This window comes from Rhizobacter sp. P5_A1, assembly GCF_056400745.1.
In genome coordinates this window covers 122,420-144,829 of the sequence record NZ_JBFUKR010000015.1, presented here as the reverse complement: position 1 = coordinate 144,829, position 22,410 = coordinate 122,420, and the positions used below count along the sequence as shown (strand labels likewise).

The window sequence follows — 22,410 nt, the reverse complement described above, 5'->3', positions numbered from 1 at the left end:
GACCGCCTTCGCGGCGCGCTTCGGCGCCGGCGCGATCGGTGTCGCGTCGACGTGCCTCTTCTTCTTCGCGACCGGCGGCGCCGTGGCGGGCACGGCCTCGACCCGTGCCGCGAGGGCCGGCGCGACGGGCTCGCGCGCCTCGATCAGCACACGCAGCTTGTGATGCTCCTCGACGATGTAGTCGGCGAGGTCGGCGACGTCGGGCACCGCGCGGCGGCAGGCCGTCAGCCCGACCTCGAGTGCCCCGTTGTAGCTCTGCACCGTGATGTTCAGCGCGATGCCGTGGCCAGGGATCGAGACCGGGAAGAAGCTCGCGAGCTTTGCGCCGGCGAAGTACAGCGGGAACTGCGGTCCCGGCACGTTCGAGATCGCGACGTTCGCGAGCGGCGGCATGCGGTTCGCGAGCCGCGAGCGGCCGTACAGCGAGACCAGCCCGGTCATCAGCCACGGCACGCCGAGCGACGGGAAATCGGTCGGCATCGCGCCCTTCACGTTCAGCTGCAGCTGCTTGCCGATGTTCGACGATGCGTTGATCGCGGCCAGCCGTTCGATCGGATCGTCGATGTTCGTCGCCAGGCTCACCAGCATCATCGAGACCTGGTTGTTCGGATCGGTGTTGCCCGCCTCGCGCAGCGAGACCGGCACGCCGGCAACCAGCGGCTTGGTCGGCGTGCAGTCGTAGTCGGCCAGGTAGCGCTTCAGCGCGCCGGCGCAGATGCCGAGCACGATGTCGTTCAGGCTCGCGCCGCTGCGCTTGGCCATCGCCTTGACCTCGGCCAGCGACAGCGAGCGCGCCGCGAACGAGCGCTGGTTCGTGATCGCGACATTCAACGGGGTCTTCGGGCCGAGTTGAAAGCCTTCCGGCAGGCTCAGGTGGCGCTTGCCGTCGGTCTCCGAGACGGGATAGACGATCGAGCGCAGCGCGCGCCCCATCGCCGGCAGCGTCTTGAACAGCTTCACGTACTGCGTCACCGCATTGCTGACCGCGGCACCGGCGAGCTCGGCCACGCCAAGCTGATACTGGTTCGTGCGCTGTCGCGGCCGCGGCGGCTTGGTCGGCGGCGGGATGGCCGAGCCGCTGAGCAGCGCCTTCGTGATCGCAACGCCAGCCTGCCCGTCGATCGCCGCGTGGTGCATCTTGTTGTAGATCGCGACCTGGCCGGTGTTCAGCCCCTCGATCACGTAGATCTCCCAGAGCGGGCGGCTGCGGTCGAGCAGGCTCGAATGCAGGCGCGCGACGTACTTCTCGAGCTGCTCCATCGTGCCCGGCCGCGGCAGGATCACGTGGCGCACGTGGTAGTCGAGGTCGACATCCTCGTCGTCGACCCAGACCGGGTTCGCGAGGTCGAACGGCATCAGCGCGAGCTTGCGCTGGAACACCTTGGCCAGGTGCATGCGCGTCGCCATCCAGCGCTTCACGTCTTCGTAGTAGTCGCCGGCGTAGCCCGCGGGCAGGTCGGCGATCTGCAGGCTGCCGACATGCATCGGCATCTCGGGTGTTTCGAGGTGCAGGAACGAGGCGTCCATGCCGCTGAGGTGGATCATGCTGTGTTCTCCTTGGGGCCAGTTCGCGGATCAGGCCGGGGTGCGCTTGCGCGCTTCTTCTTCGACCAGTTCCTTCTTCAGCAGCTTGCCGACCGGCGACTTCGGCAGCTCGGCGCGCAACTCCATCGCCTGCACCATCTCGTGCTTGCCGATGCGGTCTTTCAAGAAGGCCTTCAGCTCGTCGAGCGTGAACACCGGCGCGTCCTTCTTCAGCTTGATGAAAGCCTTCGGCGACTGGCCGCGGTATTCGTCGGGGATGCCGATCACGCAGACCTCTTCGACGGCCGGGTGCTCGTAGATCGCTTCCTCGATGACGCGCGGGTAGACGTTGAAGCCGCCGCACAGCAGCATGTCCTTGGTGCGGTCGACGATGAAGACGAAGCCGTCGGCATCCATCCGCGCGACGTCGCCGCTGCGGAAGAAGCCGTCGGCGGTCATGGCCTGCGCCGTCGCGTCGGGGTTCTTCCAGTAGCCCTTCATCACGTTCGGGCCCTTGATGCAGAGCTCGCCGGGCTCGCCGAGCGGCGCCTCGCGGCCCGGCTCGGTCAGGCTCTCGAACTTGAGTTCGATGTTCGGCAGCGGCATGCCGCACGACCCCGCCTTGCGCATGCCGTGCACCGGCGTGAACGTGCCGGTCGGCGAGGTCTCGGTCATGCCCCACCCTTCGTTCAGCTTGCAGCCGGTCAGCTCGACGAACCGGTTCGCGACCTCGACCGGCAGCGGCGCACCGCCGGAGCCGCAGAACTGCAGCGAGCCCAAGCCGCCCGCCTTCACGGTCGGGTGGTTCGCCATCGCCATGTACATCGTCGGCACGCCGGCGAACACGGTGATGCGCTTGTCGACCAGGTCCTTGACGACCGCGTCGAGATCGAAGCGCGCATGCAGCACCATCAGCGCGCCCAGGCGCACGCCGAACAGCAGGTTCACGGTCAGCGCGTAGATGTGGAACAGCGGCAGCACGACCAGCGCGCGCTCGGCACCTTCGGTCAGCACGCGCGGGTTGCCTTGCGAGGTCGCCATGTACTGGGCGCAGGCCGAGCTCAGGTTCGCGTGCGTCAGCATCGCCCCTTTCGGCAGGCCGGTCGTGCCGCCGGTGTACTGCAGCGCGACGATCGCCTGGCGCAGATCGCCCAGCGCGTGCGGCTCGTAGGCGCCGTCGTTGTCGAGCAGCTGTTCGAAGCTCAGGTGCCGCTCGTCGCTGGCGACCGGCGCGAGCTGGCCCGCGGCCTGCAGGTGCGCGCGCACGCCGGCCGGCTGCGCGGCGTAGTCGGCCAGGTTGCCGACGACCAGCCTGCGCAGCCGCGACGCCCCGAGCAGCCGCGCCATCTGCGGGTACAACGCGGCGAGGTCGAGCGTCACGAGGATGTCGGTCTCGCTGTCCTCGATCTTGTGCGCGAGCACGCGCTCGGCGTCGAGCGGCGAGTAGTTGACGACCGTACCGCCCGCCCGAAGCACGCCGAAGAAGGCGATCGGGTAGTGCGGCGTGTTCGGCAGGTACAGGCCGACATGCACGCCCGGGCCGACGCCGATCCGTTGCAGCCCTTTCGCGGCGCGGTTCACGAGTGCATCGAACTCGCGATAGCTCAGCGTGCGGCCCATGAACTCGATCGCCGGGTTGTCGGGCCAGCGTTTGACGGCATCGTCGAGCAGCTGCTGCACCGGCATCAGCGGCAGTGCCGCATCCCAGTGCACGCCGTCGGGATAGTTCTTGATCCAGGGATGGTCGACCAAAGCATGTCTCCTCGGGAGCCGCCATCAGGTGGCGGTGGGTTCGTCTGACTTGACTATCGCGTGGCTTGAAGCCGCGTCAGTTGGGGGTTTGCCCGGTGTTTCCCTCGATGCGGCGCCACGCCGCGTCGGCCACCGCGCGGGCCTTGCGGCCGGCGTCGAGCGCATGCGCGCTGGCGGCCGAGCCGTCGAGCGCACGCTTCAGGATGCCCTGCGAGATCGCGGCGCCGCGAAACAGGTTGTAGGCGATGTAGAAGTTCCACTCGGCGGCGCTCGGCCGCGCCGTGCCGACGCGCTCGCAGTAGCGCGCGAGGTAGTCTTCGGCGCTCGGGATGCCGAGCGCCCGCACGTCGAGCCCGACGAGCCCGCGCATCTCGCCGGCCGGCATGCTCCAGGCCAGCGCGTGGTAGGCGAAGTCGGCCATCGGGTGACCGAGCGTCGAGAGCTCCCAGTCGAGCACCGCGACGACGCGCGGCTCGGTCGCGTCGAACACGAGGTTGTCGAGACGATAGTCGCCGTGCACCAGCGCCGCCGCGTCACTGGCAGGGATGTGCGCCGGCAGCCACTCGATCAGCCGTTCCATCGAGTCGATGCGCTCGGTCTCCGACGCACGGTACTGCGTCGTCCAACGGCCGATCTGGCGCGCGAAGAAGTTGCCGGGCCTGCCGTAGTCGGCCAGTCCGACGGCCGTGAAGTCGACCTGGTGCAAGGCCGCGATCGTGGCGTTCATGCTGTCGAAGATCGCGGCGCGCTCGGTCGGGCCCATGCCGGGCAGCGCCGGATCCCAGAGGATGCGGCCCGGCACGTGAGCCATCGCATAGAACGCGGTGCCGATCACCGCTTCGTCCTCGCACAGGCACAGCGTCGCCGGCACCGGCACCTCGGTGGCGTGTAACGCGCGCATCACGCGGTACTCGCGGTCGATCGCATGCGCCGAGGGCAGCAGCTTGCCGGGCGGCTTGCGACGCAGCACGTAGTCGGCGGCCGGCGTCGTCAGCAGAAAGGTCGGGTTCGACTGGCCGCCCTTGAATTGCGCGACCCGCAGCGGCCCCTCGAAGCCCGGCAGATGCGCGCGCAGGTAGGACGCGAGCGCTGCCTCGTCGAAGCGGTGCCGCTCCTGCACCGCGGTCGTCCCGCTGAACTGGGCGCTGCTCATCGGACTTGTCTCCCGGCCTTCAGGCCGTGTGTGCGCCGTTCTGCACGATGGCCACGTGCGGCGCGGTCGCCGAGCGTATGCCGGGTGGCAGCCGCCCGCCAATGAATTTCGCGCGCGGTCGCCATGCGCCGCCTTCATTCGGGTTCGAGCGCAATGGCGCGGCCCGCGCGACAGGCCAGAATGAGCGCCTCGCCGCTCCGAAGCTCGCCCGTGGTCAACGTCAGCCGAGTCGATCTGAACCTGTTCGTCGTGCTCGATGCGATCTACACCGAGGGCGGGATCACGCGCGCGAGCGAACGCCTGAACCTGACGCAGCCGGCGATCAGCCATGCGCTCGCACGTCTGCGCGAGCTGCTCGACGACCCGCTGTTCGTGCGCGAAGGCCATGCGATGGTGCCGACGGCCACCGCGCACGCGCTGATCGGCCCGGTGCGGCGCGCGCTGAAGGAGATCGAAGGTTCCCTGAACGGGCTGAAGCAGTTCGACCCCGGGAGCTCGACGCGCGCGTTCCGCATCGGCATGCGCCACATCGTCGAGTCGGCGACCCTGCCCGGTCTCGTTCAGCGCGTCCGTGCGCAGGCGCCGCGGGTGCAGCTCGCGGCGGTGCACCACGACCGCGACGCGTTGCACGGCGCGCTCGCGACCGGCGAGCTCGACGCGGTGGTCGACGTGCTGCTGCCGCGCGTCCAGCACGTCTCGTACCAGCGTCTGGGCGGCGGCCGGATGGTCGTCGCGGTGCGCGCCGACCATCCACGCGTCGGCGCCACGCTCGATCTGGCGACCTACCTCGAGCTCGACCACGTGATGACCAGCTCGCGCCGCGCCGGCCCCGGCCTCGAAGACCTGGCGCTGCAGCGCCTCGGCCACGAGCGGCGGGTCGCGGTGCGCTGCCAGCACCACTGGACCGCCTGCCAGCTGGTCGCCAGTTCCGAGCTGTTGCTGACGATGCCCGAACGCTACGCCGGCACCGCGAACGCGGTGCTCGGCAATCGGCTGCTGCCGTTTCCGCTCGCGACGCCCGCGAACGACCTGTACCTGTACTGGCATGCGAACGCCGATGCCGAGCCCGGCAACCGCTGGCTGCGCGAGCAGATGCGCGCCTGCTTGTCGGATGCGCCGGTCGCCGAGCCTTCAGGCGGATCGCCGTGAATCAGCGGCGTCGCCACCTGCTGATCGGCAGTGCTGCCGGTGCGCTGCTGCCCGCCGCCATCGCCCAGGCCGCGCCGATCGGAGAACGCATGAGCCCCATGACCCCGCTCGAAGAGCGCAGCCTCGCGGCGCTGCAAGCCGATCTCGCCGCCGGCCGCGTCACCGCGCAGCGCCTGGTCCGTGACTACGCGGCCCGCATCGGGCGCGTCGACCGACGCGGGCCTGCGCTCGCCAGCGTGATCGAACTGAACCCCGACGCGCTCGAGACTGCGCGCGCTCTCGATGCCGAGCGCGCCGCTACCGGGCCGCGCGGCCCGCTGCACGGCATCCCGGTGCTGATCAAGGACAACATCGGGACCCGCGACCGGATGCAGACGAGCGCCGGGTCGGCCGCGCTGGTCGGCAGCCGGCCCCCCGAGGATGCGTTCGTCGTCCAGCGCCTGCGCGTCGCCGGCGCCGTGATCCTCGGCAAGACGAAACTGAGCGAGTGGGCCAACATCCGCAGCAGCCAGAGCACGAGCGGCTGGAGCGCGCGCGGCGGTCTCACGCGCAACCCGTACGCGCTCGACCGCAGCGCCTCCGGGTCGAGCTCGGGCTCCGCGGTCGCGGTCGCCGCGAGCCTGTGCGCCGCGGCGGTCGGCACCGAGACCGACGGGTCGATCCTGAGTCCCGCGTCTGTCTGCGGCATCGTCGGCCTGAAACCGACCGTCGGGCTGATCAGCCGCAGCGGCATCGTCCCGATCGCGCACAGCCAGGACACCGCCGGCCCGATGGCGCGCAACGTGCACGACTGTGCGCTGCTGCTGGGCGCGCTGACCGGGACCGACGCCGGAGATGCGGCGATGACCGGCGCGCCGCCGACCCCGCGCGACTACACGGCGAGCCTCGATGCCGGTGCGCTGAAAGGCGCACGCCTGGGCGTCGTGCGCCAGTTCTTCGGCTTCCACGAACCGACCGATCGCGCGTTCGTGCCGGTGCTCGCCGCGCTCGAGCGCGCCGGCGCAGTGCTGGTCGACCCGGTCACGCTGCCTGCCATCGAAACGATCGGCGATGCCGAGCTGACCGTGCTGCTGTACGAGCTGAAGGCCGACCTGAACGCCTACCTCGGGCGACTCGGCCCGAACGCGCCGGTCAAGACACTGGCCGACGTGATCGCCTTCAACGAGCGCCACGCGGCGACCGAGCTGAAGTGGTTCGGCCAGGATCTCTTCGTCAAGGCGCAGGCCAAGGGCCCGCTGACCGACGGCGACTACCTGAAGGCGCGTGCACTGTGCCTGCGCGTCGCGCGCGACGAGGGCCTCGTCGCCGTGATGGCAGAGCACCGCCTCGACGCGCTGATCGCGCCGACCGGCGGCCCGGCCTGGCGCAGCGATCTCGTCATCGGCGACCACTTCGTCGGCGGCAACAGCACGATGCCGCCGGCCGTCGCCGGCACGCCCAGCATCACCGTGCCGGCCGGCTTCGTGCAGGGCCTGCCGGTCGGGCTGAGCTTCTTCGCCGGAGCCTGGAGCGAGGCACGGCTGCTCGCGCTGGCCTACGCATTCGAGCAGGCCACGCAGGCACGCCGGCCGCCGCGCTACCTCACCTCGGTCGACGCGCCGCTCTGACGACGCGCCACAGCGGCACAAGCGCACGGACGCCACGCGCCCGCGTCGATAGCCCTTCAGTTCCGGCACGCCGCGCCGTAGTTGCGCTGATGTGCCGCGCGGCCCGCCCGCGCTGCGATGGCGTCGGCGCGCCGCGCCGGCACGACACCTCGACGAAAGCGATTCATGAGCCCACAGAAGTACCGCCTCATCACCCGCAGCGATTTCGACGGCCTGGTCTGCGCCGTGCTGCTGAACGAGATGAACCTGATCGACGAGATCAAGTTCGTGCACCCGAAGGACATGCAGGACGGCAAGATCGATGTCGGCCAGCGCGACATCACGACGAACCTGCCCTACGTGCCCGGCGCGCACCTGGCCTTCGATCACCACCTGTCGGAGACGATCCGCAACGGCAAGCACCACAACCACATCATCGAGGTCGATGCGCCGTCGGCCGCGCGCGTGGTCTACAACCACTACGGCGCGAAGGCCGCGTTCCCGCGCATCACCGACGAGATGATGCTGGCCGTCGACAAGGCCGACTCGGCGCAGTACGAGCGCGACGACATCCTCGACCCGAACGGCTGGGTGCTGCTGAACTACCTGATGGACGCGCGCACCGGCCTCGGCCGCTTCCGCGAGTTCCGCATCAGCAACTACGCGCTGATGATGGACCTGATCGAGTACTGCCGCGACCACACGATCGACGAAATCCTCGAGCTGCCCGATGTGCAGGAGCGCGTCGACCTGTACTTCGCGCACGGCGAGCCGGCGCGCGAGCAGATCCAGCGCTGCGCCCAGGTCCACGGCAATCTCGTCGTGCTCGACCTGCGCGGCGAGGAAACGATCTACGCGACGAACCGCTTCATGGTCTACGCGCTCTTCCCCCAGTGCAACATCTCGATCCACGTGATGTGGGGCGTGCAGAAGCGCAACACGGTGCTCGCGACCGGCAAGTCGATCCTCGACCGCGGCAGCAAGACGAACGTCGGCGAGCTGATGCTGGCCTACGGCGGCGGCGGCCACATGGCGGCCGGCACCTGCCAGGTCGAGAACGAGGCGGCCGACGCGACGCTGCGCAAGTTGATCCGCAAGATCAACGCCGGCGGTTGAGCGCCTGGAGTCACGATCGATGAAGTTCCGAACCAAGATCTGGATGCTGCCGCTGAGCGCCGCAAGCGTCTTCGTGATCGGCGTGGCGATCAGCGTCGCGCTGGGCGCGAAGCTATCGCACGCGCTCGAGCAGCTGCGTCAGTTCGACGAGCCGCACCACTCGCAGCTGGCCCGCGTGGAGCGTGCGGCCGAGCAGGTGGAGCAGGCACTGCAGACCGCGGTGAACGAGGGCGACGCGGACAAGCTGACGGAGGTTGCGAAGGTCGCCGCGGCGGGGCACGACGCGCTCGCGGCGATCGCCAAACTGTCGGGCAAGGAAGCGAGCGCGAAGGAGCTGGGCACGGCCTTCGACGGCTACCGGCACGCCGCCGTCGCGGCCGTCGAGGTGTTGCTCGGCAAGGGCGATGGCGACAAGACCGCGCTGGTGTCGGCGATGCAGTCCAGGCAGGCCGCGTTGAAAAAATTGCTGGCGGCGCAGAAGGACAGCGCACGAGCCTTGATGGACACTCGCTTCGACGACGCCTCGACCGGCGTGCGCCACGCGCTGATCGTGACGCTGGCGACCGGCGCGACCGCGCTGCTGGTGCTGGGCATCGCCTCCTGGTTGATCATCGCCTCGGTGTGGCGCCAGCTCGGCAACGAGCCCGACCGGCTGCGCGATGCGGTGAGCCGCATCGCAAGCGGCGAGCTCGATGTCGAGGTGCAGGCGGTGGCCGGCGATGCGCATTCGCTCAACGCGGCGCTCGTCGGCATGGCAACCGGGCTGCGCTCGATGATCCTCGACATTCGCCATGCGACCGACTCGATCGGCACCGCCTCGGCGGAGATCGCAACCGGCAACCAGGACCTCAGCGGCCGCACCGAACAGACCGCGAGCAGCCTGCAGCACGCATCGAGCTCGATGGAGCAGCTGACCGGCACGGTGCGCCAGACCTCGGATTCGGCCCGTACCGCGAACCAGCTCGCGTCATCGGCATCGAGCGCGGCCGAGCGCGGCGGCGAGGTCGTCGGCGGCGTCGTCAGCAACATGCAGGAAATCGCCGCCGCCTCGCGCAAGATCACCGAGATCATTTCGACAATCGACGGCATCGCGTTCCAGACCAACATCCTGGCGCTGAACGCGGCGGTCGAAGCGGCGCGGGCCGGCGAGCAGGGCCGTGGGTTCGCGGTCGTCGCGGCCGAGGTGCGCAACCTCGCGCATCGCTCCGGCGACGCGGCCAAGGAGATCAAGAACCTGATCGGCGCGTCGACCGAGAAGGTCGAAAGCGGCACGCGACTGGTCGAAGAGGCCGGCCACTCGATGCAGGAGATCGTCGCCAGCGTGCGCCGCGTCAACGACATCATTGCCGAGATCAGCGCGGCCACGACCGAACAGAGCACCGGCATCGGCAGCATCAACCGGACGGTCAGCCACCTCGACCAGATGACGCAGCAGAACGCGGCGCTGGTCGAGCAATCGGCGGCCGCGGCCGAGAGCCTGCGCGAGCAGGCCCGCACGCTGACCGAGACCGTCGGCCGCTTCCGCGCGTAGCGCCGCGCAGGGCGGCGCGCCGCGCGGCGCCCCTACCGGTACGCCGCGAGCTCCTGCTTCGCGATCGCGTTGCGGTGCACTTCGTCGGGGCCGTCGGCGATGCGCAGGTGACGCTGATAGGCGTAGAACCAGGTCAGCAGCGTGTCCTGGCTCAGGCCCATCGCGCCGAAGGCCTGCATCGCCCAGTCGACCACCTTGACGCAGTTGTTCGGCGTCAGCACCTTGATCATCGCGATCTCTTTCGCGGCGACCTTGTTGCCCACCGTGTCCATGCGGTAAGCCGCGTTCAGCACCATCCAGCGCGACTGCTCGATCAGCATGCGCGACTCGGCGATGCGCTCGCGCCAGACGCCCTGGTCGGCCAGGCGCTTGTGGAACGCAGTGCGCGACACGAGCCGCTGGCACATCATCTCGAGCGCGGCCTCGGCCATGCCGATCGCCCGCATGCAGTGGTGGATGCGCCCGGGCCCGAGCCGGCCCTGCGCGATCTCGAAGCCGCGGCCCTCGCCGAGCAGGATGCTCGAGACCGGCACGCGCACGTTCTCGAAGCGGATCTCGGGGTGACCGAACGGCGGGTCGTAGACGCCGAGCAGCGCCATGTCGCGCACGATCGTGATGCCGGGCGTGTCTTTCGGCACCAGGATCATCGACTGCTGCCGGTGGCGGTCGGCGTTGTCGGGGTCGGTCTTGCCCATCAGCACGAAGACCTCGCAGCGCTCGTTCATCGCGCCGGTGATGTACCACTTGCGGCCGTCGATCACGTACGCGTCGCCGTCGCGGCGGATGCTGCATTCGATGTTGGTCGCGTCGCTCGACGCGACGTCGGGCTCGGTCATCGCGAACGCCGAGCGGATCTCGCCGGCGAGCAGCGGCGTGAGCCAGCGCTCCTGCTGCGCCGGCGTGCCATAGCGGGCCAGCACTTCCATGTTGCCGGTGTCGGGCGCCGAGCAGTTGAAGATCTCGGAGCACCAGTAGCGCCGACCCATGATCTCGGCGAGCGGCGCGTACTCGATGTTCGTCAGGCCCGGGCCGTGGCCGGCCTCGGGCAGGAAGAGGTTCCACAGGCCCTGCGCGCGCGCCTTCGCCTTGAGCTCGGCCATCATCGGCAACTCGGCGTACGCGCGGCCGGCCTTCGCGTTCGCGGCGAGCTCGGCGTCGTGCCGCGCATCGTTCGGGTAGACGTGCTCGGCCATGAACTTCAGCAGGCGCTCGCGCAGTTCGATGACTTTCGGAGTGAACTCGAATTCCATGACGATCCTTGTCGGTGTGTGTGAGCACAAGATACGCACGCAGCGCGCTTCGCGATGTCGTTCAGGCGACAGGCGCGAATGCAGTTTGTTGATGGGCCCGCTGCCGGCGATTCATTTGACGCGCGCGCGGCGCCCCATCACATTGGCGCGATGATCCGAAGCGACTATGCCGATCTCGGCGACGGCATGCGGCTGCACTACCTCAGCGCGGGCCGCGCCGGCGCGCGCGAACCGATCGTGTTCGTTCACGGCTTCCCGGAGTTCAGCGGTGCCTGGGCGCCGCAGCTGCGCGAGTTCGGCCGCGATCGCGGCGCGATCGCGCCAGACCTGCGCGGCTACAACCTGTCGAGCAGGCCCGAGGGCGTCGAGCACTACGCGATGCCGAAGCTCGTGGAGGACCTGCACCGCTTCATCGCGCAGGTTGGCAGTGGCCGATGCGCGGTCGTCGCGCACGATTGGGGCGGCGTCTGCGCATGGCATCTGGCGGCCGCGCATCCCGGCTCGATCACCCGGCTCGTGATCATCAATTCGCCGCACCCCGGCACGCTGCACCGCGAGCTGCTCGCCAACGCGGCACAGCGCGAGGCGATGCGCTACATGCTGCTGTTCCGCACGCCGCGCGCCGAAGCGCTGCTCGGCGAGAACGACTTCGCCCGACTCGCGGTGCTGTTCGAGTCCTGGGAGATCGGCGGCCAGCGGCTCGATCCGGCGCTCGTCGCCGACTACAAGCGCGCATGGTCGCAGCCGGGCGCGCTGACGACGATGCTGAACTACTACCGTGCGAGCCCATTGCATCCGCCGGGTCCGGGCGATCCGGGCGTCGAGGCGATGGCCGCGACGCCCGATGCGTGGCGCGTCGAGGTGCCGACGCGCGTGATCTGGGGTGAACGCGATGGCGCGCTGCTGCCCGGCCTGCTCGACGGGCTCGATGCGTTCGTCCCGAAGCTCGAGATTCGCCGCATCGCGGCCGGCACGCACTGGGTCGCGCACGAGTTCCCGGAGCAGGTGAACCGCCTGATCCGGGAATTCGTCGATCAATCCTCGAACGGCAGCCCGACGTAGTTTTCGGCCAGCGCGGTCGAGGCCGCGCGCGAGCCGACCAGGTAATCGAGCTCGGCGCGCTGCAGCTTCTGGCCGATCGCGCCGTTCTCGGGAAACTTGTGCGTCAGGCCGGTGAACCACCACGAGAAGCGCTCGGCCTTCCAGATGCGGCGCAGGCATTTGTCGGAGTAGTGGTCGATCCCGGCACGGCTGCGCTCGGCATAGAACTCGATGAACGCGCGCGACAGGAAGCGCACGTCGGAGGCGGCCAGGTTCAACCCCTTCGCGCCGGTCGGCGGCACGATGTGCGCGGCGTCGCCGGCCAGGAACAGCGTGCCGAAACGCATCGGCTCGGCGACGAAGCTGCGCAGTGGCGCGATGCTCTTCTCGATCGACGCGCCGGTGACGAGTGCCTCGGCGGCCTGCGGGTCGAGGCGGCGGCGCAGTTCGTCCCAGAACGCCGCGTCGCTCCATTGCTCGACCTTGTCGTGCAGCGGGCACTGCAGGTAGTAGCGCGTGCGCGTCGGCGAGCGCATCGAGCACAGCGCGAAGCCGCGCTCGTGGTTCGAGTAGATCAGCTCGTGCGCGACCGGCGGGGTGTCGGCCAGCACGCCGAGCCAACCGAACTGGTAGACCTTCTCGTAGACCGAAAGCGCGCTCGGCGGCACGCTCGCGCGGCTGACGCCGTGATAGCCGTCGCAGCCGGCGATGAAGTCGCACGCGAGCGTGTGGGCCTCGCCGTTGAGCGTGTAGGTGACGCTCGGGCGTTCGGTGTCGAAGCCATGCGGCGCGACATCCTTCGCGCCGTAAACCGTCTCGAGCCCGGCCGCTTCGCGCGCCGCCATCAGATCACGCGTGACCTCGGTCTGGCCGTAGACGGTGACGTGCTTGCCGCCCGTCAGCCCCCGCATGTCGATGCGATGGCGCGCGCCGCCGAAGCACAGCTCGAAGCCGCCGTGCGGCAGCCCCTCGGCGTGCACCCGCGCGCCGACGCCGGCCTCGTCGAGCAGATCGCAAGTCGTCTGCTCGAGCACGCCGGCGCGGATGCGCCCGAGCACGTAGGCGCCGGTCTGGCGCTCGAGGATCACGTTGGCGATGCCGGCGCGGTGGAGCAGCTGGCCGAGCAGCAGGCCGGACGGGCCGCCACCGATGATCGCGACTTGGGTGCGCTGGGAGCTCATGGATCAAGGTCCGGGGTTCGTCGAGGTGCTCGAAGTCTAGGGCCTGGGCGGCGGCGCTCGTCGCCGGGGAATGTCCCCACGGTCACTTGGGCCCATTCAGTGCCGCTTCTTTGCCCCGGTAGCGCAGACTATGCTGCACTGCAACAATTCCGGAGTCTGTCCTTTGGTGAGCTTCCGCAGTCTTTCAAGCACGATCCAGCGCAGCCTGAGCTCGGCCGGCCTCGGCCCGACTCTCGCTGTGAGGACCATGACGCAGGCCATTCGCAGCGCGCTCGCCGGCCTGGCGCTTGTACCGCCGCCCGCGCGGGGCCAAGGAGTCGACCCCACGGCGCACAGCGCGAAGCGCGTCGGCGCGCGTGCACAGTTCGTCGAGCGCCGCTACTCGGGGCCTGCCGGCACCCGGGCTTACAAGCTCTTCATTCCCGCGAACGCGCCCAGCCGGGCCGCGCCGTTGCTCGTGATGCTGCATGGCTGCAAGCAGGATCCGGACGACTTCGCCGCCGGCACCCGGATGAACGAACTGGCGCAGCGGCACGGTTTTCTGGTGGCGTATCCGGCCCAGTCGCGCGGCGCGAACGGTGCCAATTGCTGGAACTGGTTTCGTGCCCGCGACCAGCAGCGCGACGACGGCGAGCCGTCGATCCTGGCCGGCATCGCACGCGAGATCGCCACGCTGCACCCGATCGACGAGCGCCGCGTCTTCGTCGCCGGGCTGTCGGCCGGCGCGGCGATGGCGGTGATCCTCGGGGTCACGTACCCGGACGTGTTCGCGGCGGTCGGCGCGCACTCGGGCCTGCCCTACGGCGCCGCGCGCGACGTGGGTTCGGCGTTCGCGGCAATGCACGGCGGCGAACGTGCTCAGCCGGGGTGGCTGGCCGAAGCCGCGCTGGCCTCCGACCTGAGCGAACCGATCACGCTGGCGACGCCGATCATCGTGTTCCATGGCGACCGCGACCGGACCGTGGCCGCATCGAACAGCGATGCGATCGTTCAGCAGGCGGTTCTGGCCGCACCGGCGCGGGCCGCAGCGGAACCGCGTGTTCGCGCGTCCGGCCCGGAATCGGCCACGATGCGCAGCCACACGACGACGGTATACCCCGATGCCTCCGGGCGCCCGCGCGTCGAGCAATGGGTGGTGCACGGCGGCACGCATGCATGGTCCGGTGGAAGCGCGAAAGGCTCCTACACCGACACGCGCGGACCCGACGCCTCGGCCGAAATGATCCGGTTCTTCCTGGCCCGCTAGGACCCGGCTGTGGCGTCTGAGACGCGGCGCAACTCGCTCGCGAGGCGCTACGATCGCCAGCGGCTCCACGACCCCGCCGCAGAATGCCGGTCATGCTTCAGCGCATCGACGAAGAGATCACGTTCCGCAAGCTCGAGATCCTGCTGGCCTTCATGGAAAGCGGGAACCTCGCACGCGCCGCCGAGCGACTGGGAATCAGTGCCGTCAGCGTCCACCGCGCACTGCATTCGCTCGAGACCGGCACGCGCTGCAAGCTGTTTCGTCTCGAAGGCCGCAACCTCCAGCCCAATGACGCGGCCCAGGCACTCGCGGACGTCGCCCGGGAAATCCTGCACGCGATGGCCGAAGGCATCCGCTCGACGCGCGAGATTGCCGGCTACGCGGCCGACCGCATCCGCATCGGCTCGCTGTATTCGCTGACCAGCGGTACGGTGCCGGCCTTGATCATGGGCCTCAAGCTGCGCAAGCCGGACATCCAGGCCGAACTCGTGCTGGGCTCGAACAACGACCTGCTGCACAAGCTGCGCGAGGGTGCGGTCGACGCCACGTTGATGGGCTTTCCCGAAGGCGCGGCCGACGTCGAATCGCAGCTGCTGTTCGAGGACGAAATCTTCTTTGCGGCGCCGGCGAACTCCAGCTACGCGCGTCAGCAGGAGATCGACCTGGGCGCTTGTGGAGACGAACGTTTCGTCAGCCTGAACGAGGGCTTTGTCACCTACGACCGCTTCGTCGAGGCGTTCCGCGTCGCCGGCTTCACGCCCAACGTGGTCATGTCCACGGGCGACATTTTCTCGCTGATGAATCTGGTGGGCGGCGGCATCGGGTGCACGCTGCTGCCGGGGCGCGTGCGTGGGGTGCTGCCGTCCAGCGTCCGCCTCGTGCCGCTGCAGGCGCGCTACCTGATGCGGCAGAAGATCTGCGTCGCGTTCTTGCGCACGCGCGAGCGCGATCCGAACCTGCTTTCGCTGCTGGCCGCTTGCCGTCTCCATGCGGCCGAACTGACTGCCGCTTCGGGCCGGAACGAGCGCAAGGGTTAACCCCCGATCTTTGCGACCGCCGTAACGGTCGCGCGCCGAGGTTGATTGATGGTGCGGAGGCAGGCTCATAACCTGCCGCCTTATGGAACGCGCTGGGCTCACCCATCGCACCCAGCCCCCGCAATCACCGCCTAGAAAGGCGGGCACCCCGGAGACAAGCATGCACATCACACGACGCCAAATGATCTGTGCCGCAGGCGGCGCGGCCGTTACCTGGCTCAGCCCAGGCCATGCGCAAACGGGCACCGGCCTGAAGATCTCGCACCAGTTTCCGAGCGGTTCGCTCACCGAGGGCGACTTTCGCGACCGGCTGTGCCGCAAGTTCGCCGCCGAAGTCGAGAAGCGCACCGGCGGCGCACTGAAGACGTCGGTCTACCCGGGCTCGTCGCTGATGAAGACCAACGCCCAGTTCTCGGCGATGCGCAAGGGCGCGCTGGACATGAGCCTGGTGCCGCTGTCGTACGCCGGCGGCGAAGTGCCCGAGACCAACATCGGCCTGATGCCCGCGCTCGTGCCCAGCTATGAGCAGGGAGCGGCCTGGAAGACCGCCGAGGTCGGCAAGCAACTCGCGAAGGTCCTCGACGACAAGGGTGTGCTGATCGTCAGCTGGGTCTGGCAGGCGGGCGGGGTGGCGAGTCGCGCGCGGCCGCTGCTGGTGCCGGACGACGCCAAGGGGCTGAAGGTGCGCGGCGGCAGTCGCGAGATGGACATGATGCTCAAGACCGCCGGCGCATCGGTGATCACCTTGCCCTCCAACGAGATCTATGCCGCGATGCAGACCGGCGCGATGGACGCGGCCATGACCTCGTCGACCAGCTTCATCTCGTTCAAGCTCGAGGAGATCGCCAAGCACCTGACCTCCGGGCGCCAGCGGACCTACTGGTTCATGTTCGAGCCGTTGATGATCTCCAAGGAGATCTTCGGCAAGCTGCCCAAGGCGCAGCAGGATGCCGTGATGGCCGTCGGCGCCGAGCTCGAGACCTTCGCGCGCGACGCCGCCAAGGCCGACGACAAGGCGGCAGCCGACATCTACGCGAAGGCGGGCGCGAAGGTCTACGACATGGACGAGGCGACGCTGAAGAAGTGGCAGGTCATCGCGCGCGACACCGCGTGGAAGGACTTCGCCGACAAGAACGAGTCGTGCGCGGGGCTGATCAAGTCCGCGCAGAAGCTGTTGTGAACCGGAGGCAACCATGAGCCACGGTCTCGACACCGGCCCGGCGGGCGCCGCCATCGACCCGGACACACCGGATCTCCTCAAGCCCCTGGCACGTGCGCTGCTGCGCGTCAATCAGGCCATGGTGGCGATGGGCATGGTGGCCCTGCTCGTCGCCTCCTGCGTGCTCACCTACAGCGTGGTATCGCGCTACGTGATGAAGGCATCGACCGACTGGCAGGACGAAGCGGCGGTGTTCTGCCTCGTCGGTGCGACTTTCCTGTGTGGCGCCTTCGTGCAGTCGCTGCGCGGACACGTCGGCATCGAGGCCGTCGCCGTGCTGCTGCCGCGCTCGATCAACCTGCTGCGCATGGTCTTGGTGGACCTGATGTGCACGGGCTTCTGCGCCTTCTTCGCCTGGAAGTCGTGGACCCTGCTCCACGAGGCGTGGGTCGATGGACAGACCACCTCGTCGTCCTGGGCGCCGCCGCTGTGGATTCCGTACGGCCTGATGGCACTGGGGATGACGCTGCTGAGCCTGCAGCTCCTCGTGCAGCTCACGGCGCGCGTCAACGGCTTCGTCAAGAAACCGCAAGGGGCTCGCACTGCAGCGCACAGCGCGGAGGTTACCCAATGAGCATGCTGCTTCTCGGTTCCCTGTTCGGCGTCGTGACGCTGCTGTTCATGTTCTCGGGCGCGCCGATCGCGTTCGCGCTCGGCAGCGTTGCGGTGCTGTTCATGTACTTCTTCATGCCCGCGTCGGCGCTCGACACCATCACGCAGAACGTCTACGAGGAGATGGCCAGCATCACGCTGCTGTCGATCCCGCTGTTCATCCTGAAGGGCGCGGCGATCGGCAAGTCGCGCGCCGGCCAGGACCTCTACGCAGCGATGCATGTCTGGATGGGGCGCATCCCCGGCGGCCTGGGAATCGCCAACGTGTTCGCCTGCGCGCTGTTCGCGGCGATGGCCGGCTCGAGCCCGGCGACCTGCTCGGCGATCGGCAGCGCCGGCATTCCGGAGATGCGCAAGCGCGGCTACTCGCCCGGCTTCGCGGCCGGCATCATCGCCGCCGGCGGCACGCTCGGCATCCTGCTGCCGCCATCGATCACGATGATTCTGTATGCGGTCGCGGCCGAGCAGTCTCTGGGCCGGCTGTTCCTCGCCGGCATCGGGCCGGGCACGCTGCTGGTGCTGCTGTTTGCCGGCTATGCAGCATTGCGCTATCGCAAGGAATACGTGCTCGCGAAGGCCGAGTACCAACGCTCCGGAGCGGCCTCGGCACTGCTGGCCGTCGAGACCTTCACGCGGCGCGAGAAGTTCGAGATGCTGCCGCGTGTCGTTCCTTTCGTGCTGCTGCTGATCGGCGTGATGGTGGCGCTGTACGGCGGCTTCGCGACGCCATCGGAGACTGCCGGTCTGGGCGCGCTCCTTGCGCTGGCGCTGATCGCGGCGATCTACGGCGTCTGGCGGCCGAAGGACGTGGCACCGATCCTGAGCTCGACACTGAAGGAGTCGACCATGCTGATGTTCATCATCGGCATGTCGCTGCTGTTCTCGTACGTGATGAGCTACCTGCACATCAGCCAGGCGGCAGCGGAGTGGATCGTCGGCATGCACCTGTCGAAGTGGGTGCTGCTGGCGTCGGTGCTGCTGATGGTGATCCTGCTCGGCTTCTTCCTGCCGCCGGTCAGCATCATCCTGATGACGGCGCCGATCATCCTGCCGCCGCTGAAGGCCGCCGGCTTCGACCTGATCTGGTTCGGCGTGCTGATGACGATCGTGATGGAGACCGGGCTGATCCACCCGCCCGTCGGCCTGAACATCTTCGTCATCAAGAACATTGCGCCTGACATTCCGCTCAACGACATCATCTGGGGCGTGCTGCCGTTCGTGGTGCTGATGCTGCTGGCCGTGCTGCTGATCTGCATCTTCCCTGGCATTGCAACCGTCCTGCCCGACCTCGTGATGGGCGCGATGGCGCCTCCCGCGCGCTAGGGCTGTCAACGCCATGGCCTCAACCGATCACCTCGGAGTCCGTCGATGAACGCTCCCCTCGAAGTGCGCGCGTGGAACCGGCGCGCCCTCAATCGCAGCGCGCGCCTGGCCCGCGGGGCCGCCGCTGCGGCCTCGACGCTGCGCGGCCGGCATGTGGCGGCCGACGGTGTCGTGGGGCTGCTCGAAGCCGTACTCGAGCCGGGCGACCGCGTCTGCCTCGAGGGCAACAACCAGAAGCAGGCCGACTTCCTGGCGGGCGCGCTGGCGCAGGTCGATCCGGGCCGCGTGCACGATCTGCACATGGTGCAGTCGGTGCTGGCGCTGCCGGAGCACCTCGACCTGTTCGAGAGCGGGATCGCGCGCCGGCTCGACTTCAGCTTCTCCGGCCCGCAGGGTGCGCGCCTGGCGGCACTGGTCGCCTCGGGCGGCATCGAGATCGGCGCCATCCACACCTACCTCGAGCTGTTCGCACGCTACTTCGTCGACCTGACACCGAACGTCGCGCTGATCGCCGCTCATGCGGCGGACGCGGCCGGCAACCTCTACACCGGCCCCAACACCGAGGACACGCCGGTCATCGTCGAAGCGACGGCGTTCTCGGGCGGCATCGTCATCGCGCAGGTCAACGAACTGGTGGATGGCGCAACCACGACGCTGCCGCGCATCGACATTCCGGCCGACTGGGTCGACTTCGTCGTCAAGGCGCCGCGCCCCAACGTCGTCGAGCCGCTGTTCACGCGCGACCCGGCGCAGATCAGCGAGATCCAGATCCTGATGGCGATGATGGCCATCAAGGGCATCTACGCCGAGTACGGAGTGCAGCGCCTGAACCACGGCATCGGCTTCGACACCGCCGCGATCGAACTGCTGTTGCCGACCTACGCCGCGTCGCTCGGCCTGAAGGGCAAGATCTGCCGGCACTGGGCGCTGAACCCGCACCCGGCGCTGATTCCGGCGATCGAAGCCGGCTGGGTCGAGTCGATCCACTCGTTCGGCTCCGAGTCGGGCATGGAGGACTACATTCGTGCCCGCTCCGACGTGTTCTTCACCGGCGCCGATGGCAGCCTGCGCAGCAATCGCGCGTTCTGCCAGGCCGCCGGGCACTACGCCTGCGACCTGTTCATCGGATCGACCTTGCAGATCGACCTGCAGGGGAACAGCTCCACCGCGACGCTCGGCCGCATCACCGGCTTCGGCGGCGCGCCCAACATGGGCGCCGACGCGCGCGGCCGACGCCACCCCAGCCCGGCGTGGCTGAGGGCCGGCCGCGAGGCACGCGCCGACCGGAGCGGCGCCGCCGGAACGCCGCGCGGGCAGAAGCTCGTCGTGCAGATGGTCGAGACCTTTCGCGAGCATATGCAGCCCGCGTTCGTCGAGCGGCTCGACGCCTGGACCCTGCAGCAGCAGGCCGGCATGGCCCTGCCCCCGATCATGATCTACGGCGAGGACGTCACGCACATCCTCACCGAGGAGGGCATCGCCAACCTGCTGCTGTGCCGCAGCGACGAGGAGCGCGAGCAGGCGATCCGGGGTGTCGCGGGCTACACGGCCGTCGGCCTGGCGCGCGACCCGCGCATGGTCGAGAACCTGCGCGACCGCGGCGTGATCAAGCGACCTGCGGACCTCGGCATCGACCCGCGTGACGCAACGCGCAACCTGCTCGCCGCGCGCAGCATGCGCGACCTCGTGCGCGCCTCGCACGGGCTGTACAGCCCGCCGAAGCGCTTCCGTAACTGGTGATTCGAAAGGCTGGCATGAGCAATGTGTCGTCGTCGGGGCTCGAGACCCTGGAATACCACTTCGCCGGCAACCGTCCCGCCGGGAACTTCGCACCGGTGCTGGTCGGCGTGGTCGGCTCCGGCAACCTCGAGGTCCTGCTCGAGCCGGCGTCGGGCAGCGATTGCAGCTTCCGCATCGAGACCTCCGCGCGCGGCTTCGGTGCGATCTGGAAGGCTGTCGTGAGCGACTTCCACCTGCGCCATCCGTTCGCCGGCATGCGCGTGTCCGTCAACGACATGGGCGCCACGCCGGCGGTGGTCAGCCTGCGGCTGGACCAGGCGGCGCAGGAGTTGCGGACATGAGCGGCGCGCTGTCCTATGCCGAATGCTCGGCGCGCGAGCGGCTGGCGCGGATCGTCGACGCCGGCAGTTTTCACGAATGGCTGCCGCCCTCGCTGCGCCTCACCAGCCCCCACCTCGCGCAGCTCGGCGTGCCGTGCGCGTTCGACGATGGCGTCGCGATCGGTCGAGCCAGCCTGGCTGGACGCCCGGTATTCGTCGCCGCACAGGAAGGCGAGTTCATGGGCGGCGGTGTCGGCGAGGTGCACGGTGCCAAGGTCGTCGGTCTGTTGCGCCGCGCACTGCGCGATGCGCCGCATGCGGTGCTGCTGCTGGCCGAGTCGGGCGGCGTGCGCTTGCACGAAGCCAATGCCGGACTGATCGCGGTCTCGGAGGTGATGCGCGCGCTGCTCGACGTGCGCGCCGCCGGCATCCCGGTGATCGTGCTGATCGGCGGCCGCAACGGCTGCTTCGGCGGCATGGGCATCGTCGCGCGCTGCGCCGACCACGTGGTGATGAGCGACATGGGCCGGCTGGCGATGTCCGGGCCCGAGGTGATCGAGGCATCGCACGGCGTCGAGGAGTTCGACTCGCGCGACCGCGCGCTGGTCTGGCGCACCACCGGCGGCAAGCACCGCTGGCTGAGCGGTGATTGCGACGCGCTGGTCGACGACGACGTCGCCGAGTTCCGCGCGGCGGCGATCGAGGCGCTGGACGCCTCATCGCCGATCACGCTCGCCGGCCTGGAGGACGAACATGCGTTGCTGGCCGATCGCCTGCGGCTCCTGCCGGCACGGGACGGCGAAGGCGACGATGCGGTCGACCTGTGGTCGGCGCTGGGGGTGCCCGACGCGGGGCGCGTGAATGAACTGGACGTGGCGGCCGTGCGCGCGCTTCGCCCGATCTGAGGAGCATGGAGATGGACTGGAAGAGCCTGGCGACGCGCCTCTTCGGCGCCGATCACCGCATCGAGACGGACTCTGATTTCCTGCACGGCGAAGCCGAATTCGACGGCGAGGCGCTGACCGTGATCGGGACCACCGGGCATGCGCCGATCGGCGTGCGGCTGGCCCTCGCACAGGCCCGTGTCGTGCTCGACACGGTGGCCCGCCATCCGGGCCGCCCCATCCTGCTGCTGATCGACACCCAGGGCCAGCAGCTTCGCCGCCGCGACGAGCTGCTCGGCATCAACCGCGCGATGGCGCACCTGGGCATGGCCATCGACTTCGCGCGACGGCGCGGCCATCGGGTGCTCGGGCTGGTCTACGACCAGGCGTTGTCGGGCGGCTTCATCACCTCGGGCCTGATTGCCAACGCCTGCGATGCGTTGCCCGAGGCCGAGATCCGTGTGATGCGCATCCCCGCGATGGCACGCGTGACCAAACTGCCGGAGGCGATGCTGACCGCGCTGTCGGCCTCCAACCCGGTGTTCGCTCCGGGCGTCGAGAACTACGTCGCGATGGGCGGCGTGCGCAGGCTGTGGCACGGCGATCTGCAGGCGGCGCTGCGTGACGCGCTGGCCGACGCACCGGTGCATGACCGGCGGGCCGAAGACGGCGCCGAACGCGGCGGGCGGCGGCTGGCGGCAGCGGTCGCGCAGCAGGTGCTCGACGCGGCCTGAGAGGCCGCGAGG

At 69.2% G+C, this 22,410-nt stretch carries 19 protein-coding genes; 14 read left to right on the top strand and 5 right to left on the bottom strand.

The window, feature by feature from the left end:
• From AC1DTW_RS17495 to AC1DTW_RS17485, 3 genes are all read right to left on the bottom strand, one after another.
• Positions 1-1,545 (bottom strand): WS/DGAT/MGAT family O-acyltransferase (locus tag AC1DTW_RS17495; RefSeq protein ID WP_477982563.1); only part of this gene is annotated, 1,545 nt, incomplete at its 3' end.
• Positions 1,546-1,575: 30 nt separating this feature from the next.
• Positions 1,576-3,276: a long-chain-fatty-acid--CoA ligase gene (locus AC1DTW_RS17490; RefSeq protein ID WP_477982562.1), complete on the bottom strand. Its 1,701-nt coding sequence runs from the start codon at positions 3,274-3,276 to the stop codon at positions 1,576-1,578.
• Positions 3,277-3,352: 76 nt separating this feature from the next.
• The gene (locus AC1DTW_RS17485; protein ID WP_477982561.1) at positions 3,353-4,429 is read right to left on the bottom strand and encodes a phosphotransferase; all 1,077 of its coding nucleotides are present in this window, start codon (positions 4,427-4,429) and stop codon (positions 3,353-3,355) included.
• A 210-nt stretch (positions 4,430-4,639) separates the two neighbouring features.
• On the opposite strand from AC1DTW_RS17485, the gene AC1DTW_RS17480 reads away from it, so the two are divergent.
• The 4 genes from AC1DTW_RS17480 (at position 4,640) to AC1DTW_RS17465 (ending at position 9,811) form a co-directional block, all read left to right on the top strand.
• Entirely contained in the window at positions 4,640-5,578 is a 939-nt protein-coding gene (locus AC1DTW_RS17480; protein ID WP_477982560.1) for a LysR family transcriptional regulator, read from the top strand.
• Positions 5,575-7,185, top strand: a complete 1,611-nt coding sequence (locus tag AC1DTW_RS17475; protein ID WP_477982559.1) for an amidase — start codon at positions 5,575-5,577, stop codon at positions 7,183-7,185. Before AC1DTW_RS17480 ends, AC1DTW_RS17475 begins: the two co-directional genes overlap by 4 nt.
• Before the next feature lie 165 nt (positions 7,186-7,350).
• Positions 7,351-8,280 (top strand): exopolyphosphatase, encoded by a 930-nt coding sequence (locus tag AC1DTW_RS17470; RefSeq protein ID WP_477982558.1) that lies wholly within the window; start codon positions 7,351-7,353, stop codon positions 8,278-8,280.
• A 19-nt stretch (positions 8,281-8,299) separates the two neighbouring features.
• Entirely contained in the window at positions 8,300-9,811 is a 1,512-nt protein-coding gene (locus AC1DTW_RS17465; protein WP_477982557.1) for a methyl-accepting chemotaxis protein, read from the top strand.
• Between the two features lie 32 nt (positions 9,812-9,843).
• Here AC1DTW_RS17465 and AC1DTW_RS17460 read toward each other — a convergent pair whose 3' ends face one another.
• Positions 9,844-11,061, bottom strand: a complete 1,218-nt coding sequence (locus tag AC1DTW_RS17460; RefSeq protein ID WP_477982556.1) for an acyl-CoA dehydrogenase family protein — start codon at positions 11,059-11,061, stop codon at positions 9,844-9,846.
• Between the two features lie 150 nt (positions 11,062-11,211).
• On the opposite strand from AC1DTW_RS17460, the gene AC1DTW_RS17455 reads away from it, so the two are divergent.
• Entirely contained in the window at positions 11,212-12,123 is a 912-nt protein-coding gene (locus tag AC1DTW_RS17455; protein WP_477982555.1) for an alpha/beta fold hydrolase, read from the top strand.
• On the opposite strand, the gene pobA is transcribed toward AC1DTW_RS17455, so the two are convergent.
• On the bottom strand, positions 12,096-13,283 hold the full coding sequence (gene pobA / locus AC1DTW_RS17450; RefSeq protein ID WP_477982554.1) for a 4-hydroxybenzoate 3-monooxygenase: 1,188 nt from the start codon (positions 13,281-13,283) through the stop codon (positions 12,096-12,098). The two genes, AC1DTW_RS17455 and pobA, sit on opposite strands and share 28 nt — an antisense overlap.
• A 247-nt stretch (positions 13,284-13,530) precedes the next feature.
• On the opposite strand from pobA, the gene AC1DTW_RS17445 reads away from it, so the two are divergent.
• The 9 genes from AC1DTW_RS17445 (at position 13,531) to AC1DTW_RS17405 (ending at position 22,398) form a co-directional block, all read left to right on the top strand.
• Positions 13,531-14,529 carry an extracellular catalytic domain type 1 short-chain-length polyhydroxyalkanoate depolymerase gene (locus AC1DTW_RS17445; RefSeq protein ID WP_477982553.1) on the top strand — a complete coding sequence of 333 codons (999 nt, stop codon included), beginning with the start codon at positions 13,531-13,533 and terminating at the stop codon, positions 14,527-14,529.
• Positions 14,530-14,621: 92 nt separating this feature from the next.
• A complete protein-coding gene (locus AC1DTW_RS17440; protein ID WP_477982552.1) occupies positions 14,622-15,566 on the top strand; it encodes a LysR substrate-binding domain-containing protein in 945 nt (314 codons plus the stop codon).
• A gap of 181 nt (positions 15,567-15,747) precedes the next feature.
• Entirely contained in the window at positions 15,748-16,746 is a 999-nt protein-coding gene (gene dctP, locus AC1DTW_RS17435) for a TRAP transporter substrate-binding protein DctP (RefSeq protein ID WP_477982551.1), read from the top strand.
• 13 nt (positions 16,747-16,759) lie between these two features.
• A complete protein-coding gene (locus AC1DTW_RS17430) occupies positions 16,760-17,359 on the top strand; it encodes a TRAP transporter small permease (protein ID WP_477982550.1) in 600 nt (199 codons plus the stop codon).
• Positions 17,356-18,720 (top strand): TRAP transporter large permease, encoded by a 1,365-nt coding sequence (locus AC1DTW_RS17425; protein ID WP_477982548.1) that lies wholly within the window; start codon positions 17,356-17,358, stop codon positions 18,718-18,720. Before AC1DTW_RS17430 ends, AC1DTW_RS17425 begins: the two co-directional genes overlap by 4 nt.
• 45 nt (positions 18,721-18,765) lie before the next feature.
• A complete protein-coding gene (mdcA, locus tag AC1DTW_RS17420) occupies positions 18,766-20,460 on the top strand; it encodes a malonate decarboxylase subunit alpha (protein WP_477982547.1) in 1,695 nt (564 codons plus the stop codon).
• Positions 20,461-20,474: 14 nt separating this feature from the next.
• Positions 20,475-20,801: a malonate decarboxylase acyl carrier protein gene (gene mdcC, locus AC1DTW_RS17415; RefSeq protein ID WP_477982546.1), complete on the top strand. Its 327-nt coding sequence runs from the start codon at positions 20,475-20,477 to the stop codon at positions 20,799-20,801.
• A complete protein-coding gene (locus AC1DTW_RS17410; protein ID WP_477982544.1) occupies positions 20,798-21,685 on the top strand; it encodes a biotin-independent malonate decarboxylase subunit beta in 888 nt (295 codons plus the stop codon). Before mdcC ends, AC1DTW_RS17410 begins: the two co-directional genes overlap by 4 nt.
• Before the next feature lie 11 nt (positions 21,686-21,696).
• Positions 21,697-22,398 (top strand): biotin-independent malonate decarboxylase subunit gamma, encoded by a 702-nt coding sequence (locus AC1DTW_RS17405; protein WP_477982543.1) that lies wholly within the window; start codon positions 21,697-21,699, stop codon positions 22,396-22,398.
• Positions 22,399-22,410: the final 12 nt, after the last annotated feature.

Bases quoted from the DNA above. Each gene is read 5' to 3' on its own strand.
- pobA (WP_477982554.1), bottom strand. From the start codon at position 13,283: ATGAGCTCCCAGCGCACCCAAGTCGCGATCATCGGTGGCGGCCCGTCC.
- AC1DTW_RS17430 (WP_477982550.1), top strand. From the start codon at position 16,760: ATGAGCCACGGTCTCGACACCGGCCCGGCGGGCGCCGCCATCGACCCG.
- dctP (WP_477982551.1), top strand. From the start codon at position 15,748: ATGATCTGTGCCGCAGGCGGCGCGGCCGTTACCTGGCTCAGCCCAGGC.
- AC1DTW_RS17405 (WP_477982543.1), top strand. From the start codon at position 21,697: ATGGACTGGAAGAGCCTGGCGACGCGCCTCTTCGGCGCCGATCACCGC.
- mdcC (WP_477982546.1), top strand. From the start codon at position 20,475: ATGAGCAATGTGTCGTCGTCGGGGCTCGAGACCCTGGAATACCACTTC.
- mdcA (WP_477982547.1), top strand. From the start codon at position 18,766: ATGAACGCTCCCCTCGAAGTGCGCGCGTGGAACCGGCGCGCCCTCAAT.
- AC1DTW_RS17410 (WP_477982544.1), top strand. From the start codon at position 20,798: ATGAGCGGCGCGCTGTCCTATGCCGAATGCTCGGCGCGCGAGCGGCTG.
- AC1DTW_RS17485 (WP_477982561.1), bottom strand. From the start codon at position 4,429: ATGAGCAGCGCCCAGTTCAGCGGGACGACCGCGGTGCAGGAGCGGCAC.
- AC1DTW_RS17460 (WP_477982556.1), bottom strand. From the start codon at position 11,061: ATGGAATTCGAGTTCACTCCGAAAGTCATCGAACTGCGCGAGCGCCTG.
- AC1DTW_RS17425 (WP_477982548.1), top strand. From the start codon at position 17,356: ATGAGCATGCTGCTTCTCGGTTCCCTGTTCGGCGTCGTGACGCTGCTG.
- AC1DTW_RS17465 (WP_477982557.1), top strand. From the start codon at position 8,300: ATGAAGTTCCGAACCAAGATCTGGATGCTGCCGCTGAGCGCCGCAAGC.
- AC1DTW_RS17440 (WP_477982552.1), top strand. From the start codon at position 14,622: ATGCTTCAGCGCATCGACGAAGAGATCACGTTCCGCAAGCTCGAGATC.
- AC1DTW_RS17455 (WP_477982555.1), top strand. From the start codon at position 11,212: ATGATCCGAAGCGACTATGCCGATCTCGGCGACGGCATGCGGCTGCAC.
- AC1DTW_RS17470 (WP_477982558.1), top strand. From the start codon at position 7,351: ATGAGCCCACAGAAGTACCGCCTCATCACCCGCAGCGATTTCGACGGC.
- AC1DTW_RS17445 (WP_477982553.1), top strand. From the start codon at position 13,531: ATGACGCAGGCCATTCGCAGCGCGCTCGCCGGCCTGGCGCTTGTACCG.